The sequence below is a fragment of the Aminobacter carboxidus genome, assembly GCF_014863355.1.
In the GTDB taxonomy this organism is placed as follows: Bacteria; Pseudomonadota; Alphaproteobacteria; order Rhizobiales; family Rhizobiaceae; genus Aminobacter; species Aminobacter carboxidus.
Map to the genome: position 1 here is coordinate 1 of NZ_JACZEP010000014.1, position 19496 is coordinate 19496.

Annotated in this window: 25 protein-coding genes; 11 read left to right on the plus strand and 14 right to left on the minus strand. The window is 64.3% G+C overall.

All coding sequences use genetic code 11. The features are described from left to right. Nucleotides 1-144 precede the first annotated feature (144 nt). Together IHE39_RS26280 and IHE39_RS26285 are read right to left on the minus strand one after the other, a co-directional pair. Complete coding sequence (locus IHE39_RS26280; RefSeq protein WP_184766881.1) at nucleotides 145-1284, minus strand: efflux RND transporter periplasmic adaptor subunit; 1140 nt, start codon at nucleotides 1282-1284, stop codon at nucleotides 145-147. 52 nt (nucleotides 1285-1336) lie between these two features. After that, nucleotides 1337-1942, minus strand: a complete 606-nt coding sequence (locus IHE39_RS26285; RefSeq protein ID WP_192568576.1) for a TetR/AcrR family transcriptional regulator — start codon at nucleotides 1940-1942, stop codon at nucleotides 1337-1339. A gap of 210 nt (nucleotides 1943-2152) precedes the next feature. On the opposite strand from IHE39_RS26285, the gene IHE39_RS26290 reads away from it, so the two are divergent. The 3 genes from IHE39_RS26290 (at nucleotide 2153) to IHE39_RS26300 (ending at nucleotide 4384) form a co-directional block, all read left to right on the plus strand. After that, complete coding sequence (locus IHE39_RS26290) at nucleotides 2153-2683, plus strand: dihydrofolate reductase family protein (RefSeq protein ID WP_192568577.1); 531 nt, start codon at nucleotides 2153-2155, stop codon at nucleotides 2681-2683. 175 nt (nucleotides 2684-2858) lie between these two features. Continuing rightward, nucleotides 2859-3503 carry a DUF1326 domain-containing protein gene (locus tag IHE39_RS26295; RefSeq protein WP_192568578.1) on the plus strand — a complete coding sequence of 215 codons (645 nt, stop codon included), beginning with the start codon at nucleotides 2859-2861 and terminating at the stop codon, nucleotides 3501-3503. Further along, on the plus strand, nucleotides 3500-4384 hold the full coding sequence (locus IHE39_RS26300) for a DUF2182 domain-containing protein (RefSeq protein ID WP_192568579.1): 885 nt from the start codon (nucleotides 3500-3502) through the stop codon (nucleotides 4382-4384). Before IHE39_RS26295 ends, IHE39_RS26300 begins: the two co-directional genes overlap by 4 nt. Here IHE39_RS26300 and IHE39_RS26305 read toward each other — a convergent pair. From IHE39_RS26305 to IHE39_RS26315, 3 genes are read right to left on the minus strand one after another with little or no spacing between them, the layout of a single operon-like run. Next, a complete protein-coding gene (locus IHE39_RS26305; protein WP_192568580.1) occupies nucleotides 4381-4908 on the minus strand; it encodes a GNAT family N-acetyltransferase in 528 nt (175 codons plus the stop codon). The two genes, IHE39_RS26300 and IHE39_RS26305, sit on opposite strands and share 4 nt — an antisense overlap. A 6-nt stretch (nucleotides 4909-4914) precedes the next feature. Beyond that, the gene (locus tag IHE39_RS26310) at nucleotides 4915-5487 is read right to left on the minus strand and encodes a helix-turn-helix domain-containing protein (RefSeq protein WP_192568581.1); all 573 of its coding nucleotides are present in this window, start codon (nucleotides 5485-5487) and stop codon (nucleotides 4915-4917) included. Nucleotides 5488-5547: 60 nt separating this feature from the next. Beyond that, nucleotides 5548-6138 (minus strand): TetR/AcrR family transcriptional regulator, encoded by a 591-nt coding sequence (locus tag IHE39_RS26315; protein WP_192568582.1) that lies wholly within the window; start codon nucleotides 6136-6138, stop codon nucleotides 5548-5550. 141 nt (nucleotides 6139-6279) lie between these two features. Here IHE39_RS26315 and IHE39_RS26320 point away from each other — a divergent pair, with 141 nt between their 5' ends. After that, nucleotides 6280-6768 carry a hypothetical protein gene (locus IHE39_RS26320; protein ID WP_192568583.1) on the plus strand — a complete coding sequence of 163 codons (489 nt, stop codon included), beginning with the start codon at nucleotides 6280-6282 and terminating at the stop codon, nucleotides 6766-6768. A gap of 35 nt (nucleotides 6769-6803) precedes the next feature. Here the strand turns inward: IHE39_RS26320 and IHE39_RS26325 are convergent, their stop codons facing one another. Then, complete coding sequence (locus tag IHE39_RS26325) at nucleotides 6804-7475, minus strand: class I SAM-dependent methyltransferase (RefSeq protein ID WP_434781342.1); 672 nt, start codon at nucleotides 7473-7475, stop codon at nucleotides 6804-6806. Nucleotides 7476-7630: 155 nt separating this feature from the next. Between IHE39_RS26325 and IHE39_RS26330 the strand changes: the two genes are divergently transcribed. Next, nucleotides 7631-8422 (plus strand): polysaccharide deacetylase family protein, encoded by a 792-nt coding sequence (locus tag IHE39_RS26330; protein ID WP_184766872.1) that lies wholly within the window; start codon nucleotides 7631-7633, stop codon nucleotides 8420-8422. A gap of 162 nt (nucleotides 8423-8584) precedes the next feature. On the opposite strand, the gene IHE39_RS26335 is transcribed toward IHE39_RS26330, so the two are convergent. The 5 genes from IHE39_RS26335 to IHE39_RS26355 all read right to left on the minus strand — a co-directional run bounded on the left by IHE39_RS26335 (nucleotide 8585) and on the right by IHE39_RS26355 (nucleotide 12062). Then, nucleotides 8585-8878, minus strand: coding sequence for a GYD domain-containing protein (locus IHE39_RS26335; protein ID WP_184766871.1), 294 nt, complete (start codon nucleotides 8876-8878; stop codon nucleotides 8585-8587). A 167-nt stretch (nucleotides 8879-9045) separates the two neighbouring features. Next, entirely contained in the window at nucleotides 9046-9618 is a 573-nt protein-coding gene (gene gfa, locus IHE39_RS26340) for an S-(hydroxymethyl)glutathione synthase (RefSeq protein WP_192568584.1), read from the minus strand. 161 nt (nucleotides 9619-9779) lie between these two features. Further along, nucleotides 9780-10424, minus strand: coding sequence for a VOC family protein (locus IHE39_RS26345; protein WP_192568585.1), 645 nt, complete (start codon nucleotides 10422-10424; stop codon nucleotides 9780-9782). Between the two features lie 179 nt (nucleotides 10425-10603). After that, nucleotides 10604-11302 (minus strand): aspartate/glutamate racemase family protein, encoded by a 699-nt coding sequence (locus tag IHE39_RS26350; RefSeq protein ID WP_184766868.1) that lies wholly within the window; start codon nucleotides 11300-11302, stop codon nucleotides 10604-10606. A 37-nt stretch (nucleotides 11303-11339) separates the two neighbouring features. Continuing rightward, nucleotides 11340-12062 carry a TetR/AcrR family transcriptional regulator gene (locus IHE39_RS26355; RefSeq protein ID WP_184766867.1) on the minus strand — a complete coding sequence of 241 codons (723 nt, stop codon included), beginning with the start codon at nucleotides 12060-12062 and terminating at the stop codon, nucleotides 11340-11342. Nucleotides 12063-12168: 106 nt separating this feature from the next. Here IHE39_RS26355 and IHE39_RS26360 point away from each other — a divergent pair, with 106 nt between their 5' ends. Then, a complete protein-coding gene (locus tag IHE39_RS26360; protein ID WP_192568586.1) occupies nucleotides 12169-13407 on the plus strand; it encodes a glycosyltransferase in 1239 nt (412 codons plus the stop codon). Between the two features lie 49 nt (nucleotides 13408-13456). Here IHE39_RS26360 and IHE39_RS26365 read toward each other — a convergent pair whose 3' ends face one another. Then, nucleotides 13457-14371: a LysR substrate-binding domain-containing protein gene (locus tag IHE39_RS26365; RefSeq protein ID WP_192568587.1), complete on the minus strand. Its 915-nt coding sequence runs from the start codon at nucleotides 14369-14371 to the stop codon at nucleotides 13457-13459. 106 nt (nucleotides 14372-14477) lie between these two features. On the opposite strand from IHE39_RS26365, the gene IHE39_RS26370 reads away from it, so the two are divergent. Together IHE39_RS26370 and IHE39_RS26375 are read left to right on the plus strand one after the other, a co-directional pair. Next, on the plus strand, nucleotides 14478-14657 hold the full coding sequence (locus IHE39_RS26370; protein ID WP_192568588.1) for a hypothetical protein: 180 nt from the start codon (nucleotides 14478-14480) through the stop codon (nucleotides 14655-14657). 81 nt (nucleotides 14658-14738) lie between these two features. Further along, nucleotides 14739-16298 carry a serine hydrolase gene (locus tag IHE39_RS26375; RefSeq protein WP_184766863.1) on the plus strand — a complete coding sequence of 520 codons (1560 nt, stop codon included), beginning with the start codon at nucleotides 14739-14741 and terminating at the stop codon, nucleotides 16296-16298. A 16-nt stretch (nucleotides 16299-16314) separates the two neighbouring features. On the opposite strand, the gene IHE39_RS26380 is transcribed toward IHE39_RS26375, so the two are convergent. Beyond that, a complete protein-coding gene (locus tag IHE39_RS26380; RefSeq protein ID WP_246485646.1) occupies nucleotides 16315-16698 on the minus strand; it encodes a nuclear transport factor 2 family protein in 384 nt (127 codons plus the stop codon). Between the two features lie 20 nt (nucleotides 16699-16718). Continuing rightward, the gene (locus tag IHE39_RS26385) at nucleotides 16719-17357 is read right to left on the minus strand and encodes a glutathione S-transferase N-terminal domain-containing protein (RefSeq protein ID WP_192568590.1); all 639 of its coding nucleotides are present in this window, start codon (nucleotides 17355-17357) and stop codon (nucleotides 16719-16721) included. A gap of 109 nt (nucleotides 17358-17466) precedes the next feature. Here IHE39_RS26385 and IHE39_RS26390 point away from each other — a divergent pair, with 109 nt between their 5' ends. The 3 genes from IHE39_RS26390 to IHE39_RS26400 all read left to right on the plus strand — a co-directional run bounded on the left by IHE39_RS26390 (nucleotide 17467) and on the right by IHE39_RS26400 (nucleotide 19466). Further along, on the plus strand, nucleotides 17467-18105 hold the full coding sequence (locus tag IHE39_RS26390) for a TetR/AcrR family transcriptional regulator (protein ID WP_192568591.1): 639 nt from the start codon (nucleotides 17467-17469) through the stop codon (nucleotides 18103-18105). A 34-nt stretch (nucleotides 18106-18139) separates the two neighbouring features. After that, nucleotides 18140-19051 (plus strand): agmatinase, encoded by a 912-nt coding sequence (locus IHE39_RS26395; RefSeq protein WP_192568592.1) that lies wholly within the window; start codon nucleotides 18140-18142, stop codon nucleotides 19049-19051. Nucleotides 19052-19250: 199 nt separating this feature from the next. Beyond that, the gene (locus IHE39_RS26400) at nucleotides 19251-19466 is read left to right on the plus strand and encodes a hypothetical protein (RefSeq protein WP_192568593.1); all 216 of its coding nucleotides are present in this window, start codon (nucleotides 19251-19253) and stop codon (nucleotides 19464-19466) included. Nucleotides 19467-19496: the final 30 nt, after the last annotated feature.

Sequence of the window (19496 nt, forward strand, 5' to 3'; positions counted from 1 at the left end):
CCCACCCCCCCCCCCCCCCCCTCCCCCCCCCCCCCGCCCCCCCCCCCGCCCCCCGCCCCCGCCCCACCCGCCCCCCCCGCCCCCCCCCCCCACCCCCGCGCCCCCCCGCCGGCCCCCCCCCCCCCCCCGCGGCAGGCACTGTCTTTAGCGAATGGCCGCTGTGGCTTCGTTCGACGCGGCGCGCTGCTCCGGCGTCGGCAGCTTGACCTTCAGGTTTTCGGCCATGAACTGCGTTCCGGCTGCAACGACGATGTCGCCCGGCTTCAACCCGTCGGCGACCTGGACACCGGCATCGGCGAAGCTCGCCACCTTGATGCCGCGCGCATGCACCTGTTCGTCGTTGACGACCCAGACAATGTCCTTGCCATCCTGCTTGGCCAGTGCGCTGAGTGGGATCGAAACGAACTCCTTGCCGTTGTTGACCGATGCCTCGATGGTCGCGCTCATGCCAAGCAGCACCCTGTTGTCGTCGGGCAGGCTGACGCGCACCGAAAACGTCCGCGACTGCGCATCGGCACTTCCGGCGACCTCGCGTACGGTGCCGTCGAGCACCAGCTTGTCGTCGGACCAGAAGCTCACCTTGACCGGCTTGCCGGGCTGGAACTGGGCGATCTCCAGTTCGGGAACGGCGATCTGCACTTCCTTGTCACCGTCGACGGCAACGGCAACGACGGGCGTTCCGGCACCCACCACCTGGCCGCTATCGGCATTGACTGATGTAACGATGCCGTTCTGGTCGGCACGAAGTTCGGCATAGCCGACCTGATTCCTGGCCTGGCGCAGCGAAGAAAGCGCTGCGTCGCGCTGCGACGAGGCCTGCTTGTAGGCAAGCGAAGCCTGCTCGCGCTGGGCTTCGGACGCAAATTTCTTGGCAAACAGCTGGGCGGCGCGATCGTCGACAAGGCGCGCCGTCTCGACCTGCTTTTCGGCTGCCTGCAGGTTGGCTTCCGCCGTGCTGACACCAAGCTGGTAGTCGGTCGCATCGATACGGGCGAGCAGGTCGCCCGACTTCACCTTGTCGCCGATGTTGACCACCCGTTCGGTGATCTTGCCGGCGACGCGGAAGCCGAGATTCATTTCGGTGCGCGCCTTCACGGCACCGGAGTAGTCGAGCTCGCGGGTCGTGCCCATGCTGGCGATTTCGACGACCTTGACGGGGCGGATCGCCTCGACCGTCTCGGTCTTGGCTTCGGAGCAGGCGGAAAGGCCAACGCCAAGCAGCGACACCAAAGCCAGGCTGGCAAGAGGACGCAGGTTCGCATTGAAGGTTTTGAACGAAATCATCGTTCGCACTCCCGATTGACTGTTGATCTGGATTCCGGCCGCTGGCCGCTTGCTACTTCAGCGCCCTCAGGGCGTATTCAGTAAGTTCCCTATAGGTCGCGCGGTTCGGCTTGTTGACGCACTGCGACACCATCTGCGGATGGCACAGTGTCGAGGTTGCAGCACCAAAGCAGCGCGCGGCTATCTGAGGGTCCTGCTTGGAGAATTCGCCGGCGGCAATGCCCTCGGAGATGACTTCCGCCATAAGCTCATGCAGCCGGTCGATGTGTTTTTCGATGACGTGCCAATCGCGCTCCAGCGCGACGACGACCATCTCATGCACCTTTTCCTTGTCGAGCATGGTTTCGACGGTCAAATTATGCTGGGCGTAGATGAAGCGGCGCAAGCGCTCGGTGGCGCTGCCTTCGGCGCGCAGGATCTCACAAGCCATCTGGTAGACGGCGCCAAGCATGCGGCCGCAGATCGCCTGGTGGATTTCCACCTTGGAGGCAAAGAAGCGATAGATGTTGGCCGGTGACATGCCGAGGTCGCGGGCGATATCGGCGACGTTGGTCTTGGTGTAGCCATAGTGCAGGAACAGCCGTTCGGCTGAATCGAGAATGCGCCCGACAGTCTCCTGTCGCGCCAGATCCACGGGGTTTTCGGCTACATCGCTCATCTAGGGCCGCTCGATTTTACGAATGACGATTTTCAAATTTCGTCATTCGTAAAACGTAAATCGCCCGCCGTCAATCCGCTGCACTGCAAAAACTGACATCAGCTGCCATCTATCAGGATAGCCGCCGGCAGAGCCCGGTTTGCGCCGACCTCCCCTTTTACGTAACCGCGGCCCCAACTATCTTGAAGACCCTGGTTGGAGATCTCGGGCATGGCAAAGCTCATTTTCAGGATGAACCTGTCCCTCGACGGCTACGTCGACCACCAGGAAATGTCGGCAGGCCCGACCATCTTTCGTCACTGGACAGAGCAAGTGCGCGACCTGGCCGGCAGTGTGTACGGTCGCGGCATGTACGAGGTCATGCGCTATTGGGACGAAGGCCGTCCCGAGTGGAGCGCGGAGCAGCACGAATTCGCGGCGGCGTGGCGAAGCCAGCCGAAATGGGTCGTGTCGCGTTCGCTGACGTCGGTTGGCCCCAACGCCACGCTCGTTTCGGATGACGTCGAGGCGGTGACACGCGGGCTCAAAGCCCAACTCATTGGGGAGATTTCAGTCTCCGGACCGGGACTGGCGCGAAGCCTGACCGACCTTGGCCTTATCGATGAGTATCAACTCTACTTCCAGCCGGTCGTGCTCGGCCGTGGCAAGCCATTCTTCCCCGCCGCGCGACCACGGCTTCGCTTTGTGGCCAGCGAACTGATTGGCGATGACGTCATCAGGTTGACCTACGTTCCTGCCTGATCACGCGAAGGACTTGCTGGGGCAAGCTCTCCGTAGGGCGGTTATGGCGACCGCCATTTTCTGTTACACTGCCTGACTTCTGGGGACGGTGCCGAACGTTCCGGTGTGGCTAATTCCAGCCACCGGAATGAAGCCACAAACGACTTGCCGCGCTTGCAAACGCAAGGAGGTGAAGATGCCGGCCGTCACATGGACACTCAAGGGACGTGAATTCCTGCACTGCAACTGCGCCTATGGCTGCCCGTGCCAGTTCAATGCGCTGCCAACCCAGGGCCAATGCCGCGCCATCGGCGCGATCGACATCGAACAGGGTCATCATGGCACAACGAAGCTTGATGGCCTGCGCATCGCCATGATCGTGGCCTGGCCCGGCGCCATCCATCACGGCCACGGGCAAGTTGTTGCGATCGTCGACGAACGGGCAACGCCCGACCAGCGCGAAGCGCTGCTGCGGATCATGAGCGGTGAAGATACCGAGCCGGGCGCGACCTTCTTCCAGGTCTTTTCGACGACTTTCGACAAGGTCCACGACCCGGTCTTTGCCAAGATCGACATTCAGGTCGACATCGACGGGCGCACTGCCCGCGTGAACATTCCCGGCGTGATGGACGCACGCGGCGAGCCGATCCTGAACCCGGTGACTTCAGAAGCCCATCGCGCCCGCATCAATCTTCCCAACGGCTTCGAATACACCATCGCCGAAGTCGGGCGCGGCTGGGTCAAGACGTCGGGCTCGATCGAGCTCGACCTCAACGACTCGCACGCGCATTTCGCCCACCTGCACATGACCGAAAGCGGGGTTGTCCGCCCAACCCAATGAGCACCTCCCGCCTCGAACTCATGTTGAGGCGGGATCGGGCCGTCATCCTTGGCGCCATCGCCGCCGTTGCCACGCTGGCTTGGGTCTATGTGATCTGGTTTGCCGCGAACATGGGGGCATCGCCCATTGCGGGCGCCGACATGCCCGGCATGACGATACCTGGCACGACTATGCCTGGAATGACCATGCCAAGCCCGGAAATGCCCGGGATGGCCATGCCGGGGATGGAGATGGGCACCGCGCTCGCGCCTGCCCTGCGCGGCTGGAGCGTCGGTGATTTCGCCTTCATGTTCGCCATGTGGACCATCATGATGGTCGGCATGATGTTGCCTTCAGTGGCACCGATGCTGCTCATTTATGCCGGTGTCGCGCGCCAGGCCGGCTCACGTGGCAAGCCCTTTGCCGCCACGGCATGGTTCGCCACCGGCTACCTGCTCGCCTGGACAGCCTTCTCCATGCTCGCCACATCGGCGCAATGGGCGCTCGAAAGCGCCCTGCTGCTGACGCCGATGACCGGCATCAGCCCCGCGCTCGGCGGCATCGTGCTCATCGTGGCCGGCGTCTACCAGTGCACCCTGCTCAAGGACGTCTGCTTGTCGGCCTGCCAGAGCCCGCTGCAGTTCATCATGCGCCATGGCGGCTTCCGCCCGGACCCGCTCAGTGCAATGAACCTGGGCGCGGAGCACGGCATCTACTGCATCGGCTGCTGCTGGGCACTGATGGCGATCCTGTTCGCCGTCGGCATCATGAACCTGCTTTGGGTCGCGGCGATCGCCGCCTTCATCCTGCTGGAAAAGCTCGTCGGTCCAAGCCGCCTGCTGTCACGGGTGGCCGGTGTCGGGCTGATCGCCGCTGGCGCATGGATGCTGCTTGCGAATTAAAGCAGCTTGTACATCACCGTCGTCGCATCGAGCCGGTCGCTGCCGAACGGATCGCGCGCATAGGCCGGGATGACGCCGACAGTCTGGTAGCCAAGTGCCGTATACAGCGGCTCGGCATTGTCGCCGGTGCGCGTATCCAGCGTCATCAGGCGACGTCCGAGCTCCCGCGCCCGCGCCTCGAGCTCCCGCATCAACAATTGCGCGATGCCCTGGCGCCGGAAGTCGGGATGCACCAACAACTTGTTGACGTCGGCGCGGTGCGGCTGGTTCGGCATGGTATCGCAGCCCAGCTGCACGGTGCCGGCGATATGCCCGTCCTTGCTGGCCACCAGCATGATCCGCGTCCCCTCGCGCACGCCTGGCAGCACCTTGTCACGCCAGAACGCCTCGGCCTCGCCTTGCCTATAGGGCAGCACGAAGCCGATGCTCGCGCCATCATGCACGCAGGCATGCAGCAGCCCGCCAAGCTCGACGAGATGGCTTGCGATGTCATCGGCGGAAAAGATGGAAACGGTTGCGCTCATGATGCCTCACACGACAAAAAGATAGTATTTCGCGCCAGCAGTTGCTGACGTCGCAAAGGCGCTCGGCCCGAACAGCTGGTAGCGCAGACAGTCGCCGGGCTTGAGCTCATGGGCACTGCCGTCAACGGTCACCTTTAGCTGTCCTTCGACCAGCACCAGATGATGCTCGAGCCCCGGCCGCGGCGGCGCGTCATAAGTGATCTGAACGTCCGCATCTAGCTCGCATTCCAGCGCCTCGCCGGCCAGCGTCTGCGCCGGTGGCGAAATCGAACGGCGGCGAAAGCCGATTTCCGGATCGGACCAGATCGCCTGCGCCTCACGGCGCATCAGCGGCGCGAACTCGCCTTCGACCATGTGCATCAGCCGCGACATGGTCAGGCCATAGGCGGCGCACAGCTTGCCGAGCACGCTCGCCGTCGGGCTGACCTCGGCATTTTCCAGCCGCGACAACGTCGCCCGGCTGACGCCGCTGTGCTTGGCCAGTTCATCGAGCGGCCAGCCGCGCTCGGCCCTGAGCGAGCGCAGCCGCTGGGCGATACGCCGGTCGATGCCGGTTTCGTCAGGTGATGATTTCCCCATATATGAGAATTATTCTCACAATAGAGATCAAGTCAAGAGCTTCGTGTGTCGCTGTCGGAGCTAGGCCGGATCGGCCATCACGATAAACGGCGCGGCAGCACCCGCCGGCAACCCACGCAACAACAACTGCCTGAACAGCGCGTCCACTTCGGCAGGAGCCATCTCCGGCCGGTGCTCGAACCACCAGTGCAGCGTCGTGTTGAAGGTCGCCACCACATGCTGGATGACCAATTCGCGCGGCAGCCCGCCGACGAGGCCGGTGCCCATCGCCTGGCGCAGCACGTCAGCCAGCACCTTGTCCACCGCCTCGCGCAACACCGCGCCGCCATGCCCGCCGGCAAGGGCCGCCTGCACGTCGGCATATTCGCTGACGTGCTCGAACAGCGTCCGCGCCGGATCCCAGCCGGTCGCATCGGCGCCGTGGCCGCTGCCTTGCTGGACCTCGATCAGCAGGTCGCGCAACCGCTCGAGGCTACGCTGCAGCAGGTCGTCCTTGGAGGTGAAATGCGCGTAGAAGGTCGAGCGCCCGACATTGGCCTCGGCGAGGATGTCCTCGACGGTGATCGTGGCGTAGTCCTTGCGCCGGATCAGCGCCACCAGCGCGTCGTAAAGCGCCGTGCGTGTCCGCGCCACCCGGCGATCGATGCCCATCCCCGTCTCCGATTTTTCCGGACGTTACCTGTCACCAGTCCGTTTCGGAACTTTGGCCACGCCGCTGTCCGGCAATTTCCGAACACTGTGTTCGGTATCGTGATTACTCGGGCGCATTCCGTCAATCCAGGAGAATTTGCCATGACAACATCCCCTTCGACGCCGGCGATCTCGGTCAACACCCACCTGCGCGTCGCCACCAGCGCCTTGTTGCTGCTCGCACTGACCTCGCTGCATCACGCCTATGGCGCCATGGCCTTCGGCACGCCCTGGCGCCTGCATATCCTGCTTTTCGTCGTCCCGGCGGCGATCGTCATTGCCGTGCTGCTCTACGCCGGCTGGGTTGCCAATACCGCGCGGTCGGCGCGCCTGCTGACCTGGGCGGCGGCGGCGGTCGTCTTCGTCGTGCCCATCGTGTTGGTCGGCTATGTCGAGGGCGGCTACAACCACGTCGTCAAGAATATCGTCTATTTCGGCTTCGGCGAAGCGGCCTTCCATGCCATCTTCCCGACCCCGCCCTACGAAATGCCCAAGAACCTGTTCTTCGAAATCACCGGGATCGCCCAATTCCCGCTGTCGGTGCTGACCACCGTCCTGACCGTCAGGATGCTCAGGAGCTTCGGGAAATAGCGCCACCGCCAAAGCTCGCCGGGCTCGCTGAGCTCTCAGCCGAACGAAAACACGGCACTCGGCTTTGTCGTCGCGGCATTGCCGGTGCCGACATCCGCCACGGCATATTCGGCAACCGTCTTTAGCCGTGGGTGCGGCAGGTGCGCCCGGCCGGGATCGCCGACGAGCACATCGATGCCAGCGCTCACGCAGCGGTCGAGAAAGGCGGTCACACGCTCGGCAAGGCCGGCTTCGTAAAACAGGTCGCCAACAGCAACGATGTCGACCTCGGGCACCGGATCAGCGGTCAAGTCGCCTCTGACAGCGGTGACCTCGACACCGTTCAGCATCGCATTCAGCCCGATCGCGGCCACACCGTTGCGATCGACTTCTGCCGCGAGCACAGCACTGGCACCCGCCATACCAGCTGCGATGCCGACCAGCCCCGAACCCGCACCAAGGTCGAGCACGCGTCGCCCCCTCACCGCTTCGGGCCTGTCAAGAAAATGCCGCGCCAGCACCAGCCCACCGGCCCATTGATAGGCCCAATAGGGCGGCGGTGGATCGTCACCCTCGGCATCGTCGGCGAGCCGCCACAGCCCGCTGCCCGGATGCGCCGCATAGAGCCTGATCTCGGGAACCGATGGCACCGCCACGACATGCATGTTGGCGCGGATGAAGTCTGCGACATCGGTTTGTCTGTCTTGCCCAATACCCTGGTGATTCAATGTCCGGTCCTGAAGTTATGATGCACTGACGTTTAGCACGCGGCCGGCCACGCGTGCCGCTGAAAAGCACGGCCCGTACCGCCGCCCTTTGCACAGCCGACGATGACAGGATACCGATATCGCCGGTGACATCAGTTGGAGGAACAGGCGAAACGATGCTGATTACAGCAAGCAAAAGGCATGGCGTCACCGCCTTCAGCATTGCCGTCCTGTGGTTCTTCGCCGCCTTCGCCATGGCGTGCTGGCCGGCGCACGCGGCCGAACGCACCATCTACCTGACATTCGACGACGGTCCGCTCGACGGCACCGGCAACATCCTTGACGTGCTTGAGGCGGAAAATGTGCCCGCCACCATGTTCATGGTTGGCCTGCACGCCAAATCCAGCCCGCAAAGCATGGCGCTGGTCGCCCGCGCCAAATCCATGCCGCTGGTGACCGTCGGCAACCACAGCTACAGCCACGCCTACAACAGGTACCGCAAGTTCTACGCCGACACCGAGGCCGTCGTCGCCGACATGGTGCGGGCCAATGCGGTGCTCGGGCTCGCAGCACCTACCCATGCCCGGCTGCCCGGCCGCAACGTCTTTCGCTTGCCCAACATCTCGACCAACGACCTGTCGATCGACCGGATCGAGATCGGCATCGAGCAGCCCGACTACGAGTTCGTCGCCGCCACCGGCTTCTGGCTCTATGGCTGGGACCACGAATGGGTTCATGACGGCACCGGCAAACCGGTGCAAAGCGTCACCAGGCTCGTCAGCGAAATCGACCATATGTTCAGCGGCAAGCTCCGCTTTGTCAGCCCAAACAAGCTGATCCTGCTGATGCATGACGAGATGTTCCAGGAGACCTTCGATGGCACGGCCAATCTCACCGCCCTCATTCACGGACTGAGGCAGCGAGGTTACCGCTTCGGGCACATCCCCGATTATGATCCGCTGAACTAGAGCAATTCCAGAAAAGTGTGCAATGGTTTCCGTCCGGACTTGCGCAAAAACAATAACATAGAGAGATTCCGCGTTTCGAAGAAAAGCGGGAACTTCTAGTGCGGGGCAGCAGCCGGAAGGGCTGGCAAACGAAAGGCTCCCGCCCCGCTATGGGCAAGAAAATCAGGCCATCTTGGCCAGGATCTTGTTCATGTCAGCGGCATCGAAGGCCTTGAGTGTCTGTGTCTTGATATTGCCGAGCGCGGAAATGGACAGGCTGAGCGCCGTTGCCGTCAGGTCGTCGGGCGCTTCGACAATAGCGACCACGTCATGCTTGCCGAGCGTCCACAACAGCGTGTGAACCTTGGCGCCACTCTTATCGGCCATGGCCCGGAACGCATCGGCCCGTTTGGTCGTCTCCCGTACCGACTTGACGCCTTGGTCCGTGAAGTTCGTCAGGAAAACATAATATGCCATGCTGACCTCCCTCTGTTGAGGAGGCGTGCGGGCGCATCAGGCGTTGCCGCCGTTTCTCCCGCCGGCACCCTAGCACGGGTCGCGGTGGCTGGATGCAGGCCGGGCATAGGCTTTAGGAGCTAGGACAGGCCCAACACAGGCCCGCCCCGGCTCGTCAAAGCAGCGTCTCAAGCTTTCAGCACACCTGATTTCTTCGCCGTCCAGGTCGCGATGTAGTCCATCAGCCCGGGCGATAGGCAATCGTAAGGTTCGAGCCCAAGCTCTTTCAGCCGGCCACGCACGCCGTCCATCGCGGAGGGATCGACACCCGCCTCGATGATCGATGACACGAAGGCGGCGAAGCCGGGCTCGGCCCAGCCTGCTTCCTGGAAGCGCTCTGGGTGGATAAAGTCGAGGCCCTTGAAGGCGTGGTCGCGCTCGACCGGGCCATACATGTGCACGCCACAGGCCTTGCAGGCATGGCGCTGGATCAGCGCCGAAGGGTCGACCACCGCAAGCTTGTCGCCATTCTCCAGCACGGTCACATTCTCATGCGCGGTGACCGCCACGACCGAGAACTTCGCGCCCTCGGGCTTCCAGCATTTGGTGCAGCCGCAGGCGTGATTGTGGGCGACCTGGCCCTTGATCGCCACTTTCACTGGCCGTTCGGCGCAGGCGCAGACAAGCGTGCCGCCGTTGAAGGCAGCGCTGCCGGGTTTGATCCCGCCGTCGAGTGCCGGATGTATCGAAACTGAAGCCATGTCCTGTTCCTCCCTGTTCTGGCGTCCGCGCGGACACCGTCAAACGCTATGCGTCAAAGAACTCTATGAGGCTGGTCCCATACGATACATGTCGCGGCGGCATTTGTGCATATCCGCTGTTCAGATTGCCGTGAATTCGGGCTCCCCCGATCGCCCGACCCTCAGTCGGCCGGGCCGGCAAACAGGATCAGGTTTCCGTCGGGATCGACAACGATGAAATTCCTCGCACCCCAAGGCTGCTTGCGCAGCGCCTGATGGAAGCGCACGCCTGCTGCCTGGAAATCGAGGAACAGCTGCTTGATCTCGTCCGCACCGTCGACGGTGATTGCGGCCGACAGCAGATGCTCGCGTTCGCGGACATCGCCTGCGAACACCGGCTCGCACACCAGCCGCAACGCAAGCTGCGCCTTGTCCCTGACGACCTGCCCGTAAAACGGCGGCTCGCCATAGACGAAGTCGACGGCGAAACCGAGCTTTTCGGTAAAGAACACGCATGACGCCACGACATCGGCAACGAACAGCTGCGCCGCGGTCGAACTGAGAACGGGAGGTTTGGTCTGCTTGGCTGGATTGCTCACTGCTGGAGCTCCTGATTTGAGCGCCTGCCAACCGACAAAACCTTGCTGTCGCGCGACGAGTTCCTGTGCGTCGGCGAGCTTGAAGGAAGCCTGCATCACCTCGATGTCGTCGAGGTGATGAAATCGCGGCAAGCCCGCCCTTATCTCGGCGGCGACCGGGTAATAGCCTTCGCGATGCCAGCGCAGATACTGCTTGGCCTGCTTCTTGAGGTTTTCGAGGTTCGGCATGGCGCAACTGTTGGACGATACCTGACAGTAGGCGGGCATTGCCCTTTCGGCCCTCGCCGATGCGCCCTACGCAGCCCCGAAATCCTGCCCCGCCCGGCCCGCCTTTGTCAATTGCGGTGCAAAACGCGCCGCTTCGCCGGGCGATCTGCCTGCGAGTAAGGCCCGGCCCAGCCGCTAGCTCAGCCCAGCGCCCACGCCACCGCCGCTTCGGCATGAATGCCGGTGGTGTCGAACAGCGGCACGGCGCTGTCTTCGGACCCGACGAGCAGCATGATCTCAGTGCAGCCAAGGATCACCGCTTCGGCGCCGCGGGCGACGAGACGCGCGATGACCTCGCGATAGGCCTGCCGCGACGAAGCCTCGACGCGGCCCTGCACCAGTTCCTCATAGATGATGCGATGTACCACGGCCCGGTCCTCCGCATCGGGCACCAGCACGTCCAGCCCGTGGCGCTCGGCCAGCCTTCCCTTGTAGAAACTCTGCTCCATGGTGAAGGCGGTGCCGAGCAGGCCGACGCGGCCGAGCCCGGCAGCGCGGATGCGCTCGGCGGTCGGGTCGGCGATGTGCAGCAATGGAATGCCGATCGCCGCCTGTACCTCTGACGCCATGCGGTGCATGGTGTTGGAGCAGATGACGACGAGGTCGGCGCCGCCGCGCTCCAGCCGCCGCGCCGCATCGATCATCTCCAGCGTCGCCTCCTGCCAGCGGTCGGCACTCTGCAGCGCCTCGATCCCGGCGAAGTCGAACGACCACATCAGCATCCGCGCCGAATTCAGGCCGCCCAGCCGCGCGCGCACCTGCTCGTTGATGATGCGGTAGTATTCGGCCGAGCTTTCCCAGCTCAACCCGCCGATAAGACCGATAACCTTCTGTGGCATATCCCAGCCTCCTGGGTGACGAATCCGAACCCAAGCACTAGCCTGCGGCAACGGTCGCGCCAAGCGGGTTCCGGTTCGGCCTGGCTGCCGCCATCGCCGCGACGAACCCCGGTTCCACGAACCGTGCCGTGCCGTCGGGCAGGCCGAGAATGCGGTCGACGGCCAATCCCTGCTCGGCCAGTCGGCGCTCGAAGGCGGCGATCGCTTGGCTCAAGGCATCGGCGCCTTCGGCGGCGAGCAGGTCGGCCACGGCGCCATGAGTGACCGCGCCGAGCAGCAGCACCAGTTCGGCCGAGATCAAAGGATCGTTGCTTGCCATGCTGCCTTCGCGCCGGCCCTTTTCGATGATGCGCGCCAGCGCTGGCGCCATCACGGTCATCACCGTTCGGTGCATGCGGTGGTAGAGCACGATATTTTCAGGCGAGAAGATGCTGGCGAAGGTGGCAATCGCCTCGGCCGCCCTGTCAGTGCCGCGGCCGCGGCGCAGGAAGGCGTTGAGTTGCTCGACTGCGCTCATCGCGGGCGCTGCAAGTATCGCCTCGAGTTCGGCCCGGGCGCGCTCAGCGGCCTGACGTGCCAACGCCTCCAGCAACGCGTCCTTCGAAGGGAAGTAGTAATAGAACGCACCCTTCGAAAGCCCGACTTCGCCAATGATGTCGTCGACCGATGCCGCCTCATAGCCGCGCGCGCTGAACAGCCGACCCGCCGCCGCAAGCAGTTCCGCCCGTCTTACTTCAGGATGCCTGACAATCCGGGGCATCTCACCTCCACTCACCGCCAATGCCGCTTGTTCCTACCTTATCGCCCCTTGCTACAGACCGCCAGTCGGTATAACTGACTACTGGTCAGTCTGCACAGGGAGCCCTATGCGCATCGCCATCCAGACGCTTGGCACGCGGGGCGACGTCCAGCCCTATGTTGCATTGGCTCGCGGCCTCTTGCGGCGTGGTCACGAAGTCCAACTCGCGGCGCCCGAGCAGTTCGAGGCGATGGTCACCCGCCACGGCATCGACTTCTGGCCTTTGCCGGGCGAGTTCCTGGCGTTGATGGACACGCCCGAGGGCAAGGCGGCGATTGCAGGAAGTCGGGGATTCGGCGCCGGGCTGAAGCTGCTCAAGCATGTCCGCCCACTGATGCGCCGCCTGCTCGATGCCGAATGGGCGGCAATCGGCCGTTTCGGTCCCGATGTCATCATTCATCACCCCAAATCGATCGCCTCTCCAGACATTGCCGCGCGACTGGGCCGACCGGCGGTCCTCGCCTCGCCACTGCCCGGCTTCACGCCGACCGCCGCGTTTCCAAGCCCGCTCCTGCCTTTCGCCAACCTAGGCCCGCTCAACCGCCTCAGCCATCTGCTGGCAACGCGCGGCCCGGGCCTGCTGTTTCGGAAGGAACTCGCGAGTTGGCGCGCGCAGTCGCTCGGCGTTCCGTCCGGCCATCGGCCCGGCGCGCCGGCTGTGACGCTCTACGCTTACAGCCCAGCCGTCGTCCCCAGGCCGACCGATTGGGGCGGCGATGTCCTTGTCACCGGATACTGGTTTCTCGACGAGGATGACTGGCAGTTGCCGACCGATCTCAGGGCATTCCTTGCCGCTGGCGACAAGCCCATCTATGTCGGCTTCGGCAGCATGCCCGGTCTCGCCCCCGGCAAGCTGGCCGCCGATGTCATCGAGGCGCTGGCCCGCACCCGCAAGCGCGGCGTTCTGGCGCTCGGCGGCGGCGCCCTCGAGGTCCCCTCACCCCCGGCGCATATCCATGTCATGACCGCGGCGCCGCATGACCGGCTGCTGCCTCAGATGAGCGCCGCCTTGCACCACGGTGGTGCCGGCACGACCGCTGCTTCGCTACGCGCCGGCTTGCCAACGATCATCTGCCCGTTTTTCGGCGACCAACCATTCTGGGGCCGCCGCGTCGCCGACCTCGGCGCGGGGCCCACCCCACTGGATCGGGAATCCCTGACCGCAGCGGCGCTCGCTGCAGCATTCACCGTCACCGATGCACCTGCTATGCGCCAGGCGGCGACTGCAATGGGTCAGGCGATCGGCGCCGAGCATGGCCTCGACATGGCGATGAAGGCCATCGAAGCCCTCGTCCCGCGCGCCTAAGGCAGAGCCCCAAAGACCGGCATCGATTTTCGGAGGCAACGCTCAGATTCTAGAACCTCGTGCCCGGCCCCAGCGTCCGCTCGACCTCGCCTAAAATCCACTCGCGAAAAACCTTGATCTTGGGGACGTTGCGACGCTCTTCGGGATAGACCAGCCAGAAGCCCGAACCGTCCGAGCCGACATGTTCGAACGGCTGGATCAGTGTGCCGTTGGCAAGTTCCTCGCGGTAGAAGATCGGCGTCAGCATCGCCACGCCATGGCCGGCGATGGCGGCGATCGCCTCATAGGCCTGCGAGCCCATCTTCGGCGCTTGGCGCTGGGGCAGCATGTCGGCCGGCAGGCCCGCGCCCTTGAACCACAGGCCCCACCACAGGTCGCCGGGGTCGATCTGTGGCAGCCTGAGCAGGTCGCTCGGTTCCTTGACGCCGCCGATGGTTGCCGCGAGCTTCGGGCTCAGCATCGGCGCGAAATCGGTCGCCACGATCAGGTGGCCCATAAGTCCCGGCGGCAGCTGCCCGTCATCCCTGCGGATGACGACATCGACCTGCTCGGTGCGGAAGTCGGTGGACCGTGTCGTCGTCTCGAGCCGCACGGCAAGGTCCGGCTGCACCATCTGGAAAGCGCCGAGGTGGCGCGCCAGCCAGCTCGCAGCGAATGTCGGCAGCGTGCTGACCACCAGCACCCCGCGCGCCCCGCCGCGGGTTTCGCCCCAGGCCTCGCCCAGCATCTCGAAGGCAGCGCTGACCTTCGGCGCCAGCGCCCTGCCCGCATCGGTCAGCTCGGTCTGCTTGGGCCGCCTCAGGAACAGCGGCGTGCCGGCGCGCTCCTCCAAAAGCTTGATCTGATAGCTCACCGCGGCCTGCGTCGTGCCGAGTTCTTCCGCCGCCCGGGTGAAATTGCCAAGCCGCGCCGCCGCCTCGAATGCTCGGATCGCCGTCAGCGGCGGCAGTTGATTTTTTGTCATAAGTTTTCCTTATGCGCTCATTCCGACGTTCAGTTGGATTCATAGCAAAAACAAAGCGAAAGTTGCGATACCCCTCAGTAGAATTTGACCGACGGAAATTAGGAAAATGACCCGCACAACCATCAGCTCGGCTCTCAGGCCGCTCCAGACATGGCTGAGGTTGCTCGTGACGAGCACACGCCGCGGCCGGCGTCGCGGCAGGTTCGATCCGCGCGACGTGTCGGCCCACCTCAACCGCGACCTCGGCTATCTCGACGGCAAGGAGCCAGCCGGTTCAGTGAGATAGCCGGACGGTGGCACCATGCTTGGCTTCGCCCGCTGCAAGCTGTAGCTTCGAGCGCAGGCCACATTGCAGAGGAGCCGGCGCATGCAGCTGTCCGCAAGGTCGTTCGTCCGCCGCTGCCTGATATGGCTCCTGCCTGCCATCGCACTGGCACCCCTCCCCGCGTCCGCCCAGACCGTGACGGCCGAGCAGGTCACCGCAGCACTGGTGAAACTCGAACAGCTGGCCGAAGCCACCATTGCCGATGGCGGCGTGCCGGCACTCGCCATCGGCGTCGTGCACGACGACAAGGTCGTCTTCCTCAAGGGTTTCGGCGTCCGCGAAGCAGGCAAAGCCGAAAAGGTCGATGCCGACACGGTGTTCCAGATCGCATCGATGTCCAAGCCGATCTCGGCGACTGTCGTGGCGGCCCTTGTCAGCGACGGCATCATGTCCTGGGATTCGAAGATTTCGGACCTCGACCCGGCCTTCCGGCTTGCCGGGCCGTATCCGACCAGCGAGCTCACCGTCCGCGACCTGTTTTCCCACCGTAGCGGGCTTCCCGGCACCGCCGGCGACGATCTCGAGGAGATCGGCTACGACCGCGCCGAGATCCTGCGCCGCCTCCGGTTCGTATCGCCGTCGTCGAGCTTCCGTGCCGGCTATTCCTACAGCAATTTCGGCCTGACCGAGGGGGCGGTCGCCGCAGCCAAGCCGATGGGAAAGGCCTGGGAGACGATCGCCGAGGACAAGCTCTACCGTCCGCTCGGCATGGCCTCGACAAGCTCTCGCCATGCCGATTTCCTCGGCCGCGTAAACCGCGCAGCACTTCACATCAAGGACAACGGCGCCTGGACAGCCAAAGTCGAGCGCTGGCCGGACGCCCAGGCACCGGCAGGCGGCGTCAGCTCGACGGTGCGCGACCTCGTCCAATGGCTGCGCCTCGAACTCGCCAACGGCAGCCATGACGGCAAGCGGCTGATCGCAGCCGCGGCACTCGACCAGACCCATGTCCCGCTGATGGCACGCGGCCTTAACCCGGTCAGCGGCGGCCAGTCCTTCTACGGCCTCGGCTGGAATGTCGAGTTCGGCCGCCATGGCCTGAGTTGGGGCCATGCCGGCGCCTTCAGCGTTGGCGCCCGCAGCCTCGTCACCTTGTTTCCGAAACAGCAGGTCGGCATCGTCATCCTGGCCAACGGCTTCCCCACCGGCGTGCCCGAAGGCCTGTCGGACAGCTTCGCCGACCTCGTATTCACTGGCAAGGTCGCAAAGGACTGGGTCAAGGACTGGGACGCGATCTATGCCGGCCTGTTCGGACCGGCGGTCGCCGCAGCCAAGGCAACCTATGCCACGCCGCCCTCGCCGGCGACGCCAGCCCTTTCAGGCGAGGCCTATGCCGGCCGCTACACCAACGACTTCGTCGGCGATGCCGTCGTCACCGCCAGCGCGGACGGCCTCGTGCTCAAGGTCGGCCCCGATGGCGCCAAGTCCTATCCGCTGCGCCATTTCGATCGCGACCTGTTCCTGAGCCTGCCTTATGCGGAGCTACCCGACATGCCTGCCGCCGTCAGCTTCGAGACCGGCCCCGGCGGCAAAGCATCGGCGGTAACGATCGAGTCGCTCGACGGCAACGGACTTGGCACGCTGCGGCGCGTCGCCGACTGAGCCGGCCCTGCCGGCCTCACGCGCCCTTGACGTAGCCCTGGGCCTCGACGATCCGCCCGTCGCGCACGCGCATCAGATTGACCCCGCGTACCGAACTTGCGTGGTCAGCACCCCACACCAGCCGCCACCTGATCTCACCACGGTCGCCGCGGGCGATGATGCTTTCCGGTTCGAAATGCGCGCCTCGCATCGTCGCTATCCCACGCCACAGCGCGATGCAGGCAGCCTTGCCTTCATGGCGCGAGCCGTCGGGCGCCGGCTGCGTGTTTTCAATGACGCAATCGTCGGCGACGAGATCGTCAAGTGCAGCGGGATCGTGGCTCAGGAACACCTGGTTGAACCGCTCAAGGATCGTTTCGGTCTGCCGACTCTCGGCGTCGGAAAAACTTCCGTTTGTCATGATGGGCTCCATTTCCTGGGTCAGGCCGCAAAGCGCGGCGCAAAGAAGACGCCGTTCGAACTGGGGTAGAGACCTTCCGCCTTGAGTGCCTCAAGCACGCTCGGCCGCGCGCCGATGGCTTTCATGAAGGCTTCCAGTTGCGGCCAGCACGACAGGTCGATGCCGAGCCATTGCGACCAGTTGAGGCAGACAAACAGGTAGATGTCGGCCACGCTCAACGTGCCGCCGGTCAGATGGCCGTCCTCGAGCCGCGCCGCCGCCCAGTCGAGCCTCGCTGCGACATGTTTGTGCAGCACCTCCTTCACCGGCGCGTAGGCAGGCGCAAACATCTGCCCCATCGGCTTGTGGATTTCAGTTGATATGAAATTGAGCAGCGACTGGATTTTCCGGCGCTCCTGCGCGCTCTGTGGCGCCAACCCGCCTTCCGGCTTGAGATCGGCAAGATACTGGACGATCGCCGGCCCTTCGATGACGATCTCGCCATCGTCGAGCACCAGCACGGGAACATAGCCGTTCGGATTGATGGCAAGAAAATCCTCGCCGTCACTGGTCCGGTGCGTGGCCCGCTCGACATGGATGATTTCGACGTCGAGCCCGAGTTCCCGGGCAACGATATGGGGCGACAGCGAACACGCCGCCTGGTGGATATAGAGCTTCATTCTGGTCCATCTTCTGCTGCGCGACGAACCGTGATTGGCGGCTCGACTTTTATGCGATGTCGCATATATTAATCAGGACTGTCAATATTTTTATGCGAGGCCGCATATAATGAGCATTACCAAACGTGGACGCCCGATCGAATACGACCGCGACCTCACCTTGCAGCGGGCGGGCGACCTTTTCTGGTCGGTCGGCTTTGGAGCAAGTTCGCTCGACGCATTGAGCGAGGCGACAGAGATGACGCGGCCGAGCCTGTCGGGCGCCTTCGGTGACAAGGAAGCGCTCTACATCGCAACGCTCGAGCGCTACCGCGACACCAGCGCCGCGGCGATGACCACCATCTTGAGTGCCGCGCGGCCGCTGCGAACCGAACTGGCCGAGGTCTACACCAAGTCGACGGATTCCTATCTGGCACCTGATGACGCGGCGCGCGGCTGCCTGCTGATTGGCACCGCCTCCGTCGAGGCCGTGCATCGCCCGGCGGTGCGCCAGGTCCTCCAGCAAAGCCTGGGCATGTTCAACGCCATACTGGAGGAGCGCCTGCGCAAGGCGATTGCCCAAGGCGAGCTTGGCGCCGGCGCCGATGCGGCAGGCCTCGCTTCGGTCGCCTCGGCCGTCATGCATTCCCTGGCCGTGCGCGCCCGCGCCGGCGAACCACGAGCGGCACTGGACCTGCTGAGCAAGGCAGCGATCGACCTGATCTGCGGCGGCAAGGACCCCGCCGACACGCAAGCAGCCTGCAACTGAAGTTCCCCCAGCCCATCATCGGGATCATCACGACATGACCGCATCGCCTTCTTTCCTCGGCTTTCCCGATCACCTCGCCGACGGCGGCACGCCCCGTGCGGTGATCTTCGCCGCCGGTCACGGCACCACTTATCCCGGCAAAGACAGCAGCGGCTATGCCATGGCCGCCGACGCCATCCGCGCTGCCAGCCAGGAGGATGCCGCGCTCGTCGAACACTGGGATTTCGATCTTGGCGGCCCGCTGTTCGACGGCAAGCCGGCCTGCTGCATCGATACCGGCAACATCCCCGCCACGATGCATGACAATGCCGGCAACCGGGCCCTTATCGAGGCCAGGACGCGCGAGATCCTGGCGTTGCCGGCGGTACCGATCCTGCTCGGCGGCGACGATTCGGTGCCCATCCCCTTCCTGGCCGGCTTTGCCGGTCACGGACCGGTCTGGATCCTGCAGATCGACGCCCATCTTGATTGGCGCGACGAGGTGCTGGGCGAACGTTATGGCTATTCCAACCCGATGCGCCGGGCGAGCGAGATGGCGCATGTCGCCGGCATCGTCCAGGTCGGCATCCGTGGTGTCGGCAGCGCGCGGCGCAGCGAGATCGAGGCAGCGCAGCGTTATGGTAGCCGCTTCGTCACCGCCCGCGAGGTCCACGCAAACGGCGTCGAAGCGGCTCTCCGCCACATTCCCGAAGCCGCGCGCGTCGTCGTCACGCTCGACTGCGACGGCCTCGATCCCGGCATCATGCCGGGCGTGGGGGCCCGCTCGCCCGGCGGCCTCACCTACACGCAGGTGATCGACCTGATCGCGGGCCTTGGCCGGCGGGCCAGGATCGCAGGCTTTGACCTCGTCGAGCTCTATCCTCCCGCCGACATTGACGGCCTGTCGGCGCTGACCGCCTCGCGCCTTCTGGTCAATGTCATCGGCACCATAGTCCGGCAGGGTTGATGCCTCGCAACCCGAGACGACGAGCGCAATAAATCGGCATAGCCGATCTCGGCCTCCTCCGCAGCTGAGCCAGGCGAGCAGAAGCTATCGACAGTGCATCTCAATTGAAAAAAGGTGGCGACGCGTATGGTAGAGCAGAAAATACTATAGAGCAGGCACCGGAATGTGACCCGTTCCAACGTTAACCGGAAGCGTCGGCATGGGCGACAGCCAGGTTCGATACGCAATCACCAATCTTCTGGCGATCGCCGACAACGTACTGGTCATCAACGTATTGCAGACGCCGACCGATCACGACGGGAACCCGGTGGAAGGAGCGCGGGGCTTCACGATCTACATTGCCGCACCGATGTCAGACGGCTGGAAGATCGTCGCCGGCCAGAACGGCTTCCTGCCGGATGGTGTCGAGAGCTGAGACCAGTCGACATGCCACCATGGATCTCGA

What these genes read in the sequence shown, in the direction of transcription:
- IHE39_RS26280 (WP_184766881.1), bottom strand. Translation starts at nt 1,284, where the DNA reads ATGATTTCGTTCAAAACCTTCAATGCGAACCTGCGTCCTCTTGCCAGC.
- IHE39_RS26285 (WP_192568576.1), bottom strand. Translation starts at nt 1,942, where the DNA reads ATGAGCGATGTAGCCGAAAACCCCGTGGATCTGGCGCGACAGGAGACT.
- IHE39_RS26290 (WP_192568577.1), top strand. Translation starts at nt 2,153, where the DNA reads ATGGCAAAGCTCATTTTCAGGATGAACCTGTCCCTCGACGGCTACGTC.
- IHE39_RS26295 (WP_192568578.1), top strand. Translation starts at nt 2,859, where the DNA reads ATGCCGGCCGTCACATGGACACTCAAGGGACGTGAATTCCTGCACTGC.
- IHE39_RS26300 (WP_192568579.1), top strand. Translation starts at nt 3,500, where the DNA reads ATGAGCACCTCCCGCCTCGAACTCATGTTGAGGCGGGATCGGGCCGTC.
- IHE39_RS26305 (WP_192568580.1), bottom strand. Translation starts at nt 4,908, where the DNA reads ATGAGCGCAACCGTTTCCATCTTTTCCGCCGATGACATCGCAAGCCAT.
- IHE39_RS26310 (WP_192568581.1), bottom strand. Translation starts at nt 5,487, where the DNA reads ATGGGGAAATCATCACCTGACGAAACCGGCATCGACCGGCGTATCGCC.
- IHE39_RS26315 (WP_192568582.1), bottom strand. Translation starts at nt 6,138, where the DNA reads ATGGGCATCGATCGCCGGGTGGCGCGGACACGCACGGCGCTTTACGAC.
- IHE39_RS26320 (WP_192568583.1), top strand. Translation starts at nt 6,280, where the DNA reads ATGACAACATCCCCTTCGACGCCGGCGATCTCGGTCAACACCCACCTG.
- IHE39_RS26330 (WP_184766872.1), top strand. Translation starts at nt 7,631, where the DNA reads ATGCTGATTACAGCAAGCAAAAGGCATGGCGTCACCGCCTTCAGCATT.
- IHE39_RS26335 (WP_184766871.1), bottom strand. Translation starts at nt 8,878, where the DNA reads ATGGCATATTATGTTTTCCTGACGAACTTCACGGACCAAGGCGTCAAG.
- gfa (WP_192568584.1), bottom strand. Translation starts at nt 9,618, where the DNA reads ATGGCTTCAGTTTCGATACATCCGGCACTCGACGGCGGGATCAAACCC.
- IHE39_RS26345 (WP_192568585.1), bottom strand. Translation starts at nt 10,424, where the DNA reads ATGCCGAACCTCGAAAACCTCAAGAAGCAGGCCAAGCAGTATCTGCGC.
- IHE39_RS26350 (WP_184766868.1), bottom strand. Translation starts at nt 11,302, where the DNA reads ATGCCACAGAAGGTTATCGGTCTTATCGGCGGGTTGAGCTGGGAAAGC.
- IHE39_RS26355 (WP_184766867.1), bottom strand. Translation starts at nt 12,062, where the DNA reads ATGCCCCGGATTGTCAGGCATCCTGAAGTAAGACGGGCGGAACTGCTT.
- IHE39_RS26360 (WP_192568586.1), top strand. Translation starts at nt 12,169, where the DNA reads ATGCGCATCGCCATCCAGACGCTTGGCACGCGGGGCGACGTCCAGCCC.
- IHE39_RS26365 (WP_192568587.1), bottom strand. Translation starts at nt 14,371, where the DNA reads ATGACAAAAAATCAACTGCCGCCGCTGACGGCGATCCGAGCATTCGAG.
- IHE39_RS26370 (WP_192568588.1), top strand. Translation starts at nt 14,478, where the DNA reads ATGACCCGCACAACCATCAGCTCGGCTCTCAGGCCGCTCCAGACATGG.
- IHE39_RS26375 (WP_184766863.1), top strand. Translation starts at nt 14,739, where the DNA reads ATGCAGCTGTCCGCAAGGTCGTTCGTCCGCCGCTGCCTGATATGGCTC.
- IHE39_RS26380 (WP_246485646.1), bottom strand. Translation starts at nt 16,698, where the DNA reads ATGACAAACGGAAGTTTTTCCGACGCCGAGAGTCGGCAGACCGAAACG.
- IHE39_RS26385 (WP_192568590.1), bottom strand. Translation starts at nt 17,357, where the DNA reads ATGAAGCTCTATATCCACCAGGCGGCGTGTTCGCTGTCGCCCCATATC.
- IHE39_RS26390 (WP_192568591.1), top strand. Translation starts at nt 17,467, where the DNA reads ATGAGCATTACCAAACGTGGACGCCCGATCGAATACGACCGCGACCTC.
- IHE39_RS26395 (WP_192568592.1), top strand. Translation starts at nt 18,140, where the DNA reads ATGACCGCATCGCCTTCTTTCCTCGGCTTTCCCGATCACCTCGCCGAC.
- IHE39_RS26400 (WP_192568593.1), top strand. Translation starts at nt 19,251, where the DNA reads ATGGGCGACAGCCAGGTTCGATACGCAATCACCAATCTTCTGGCGATC.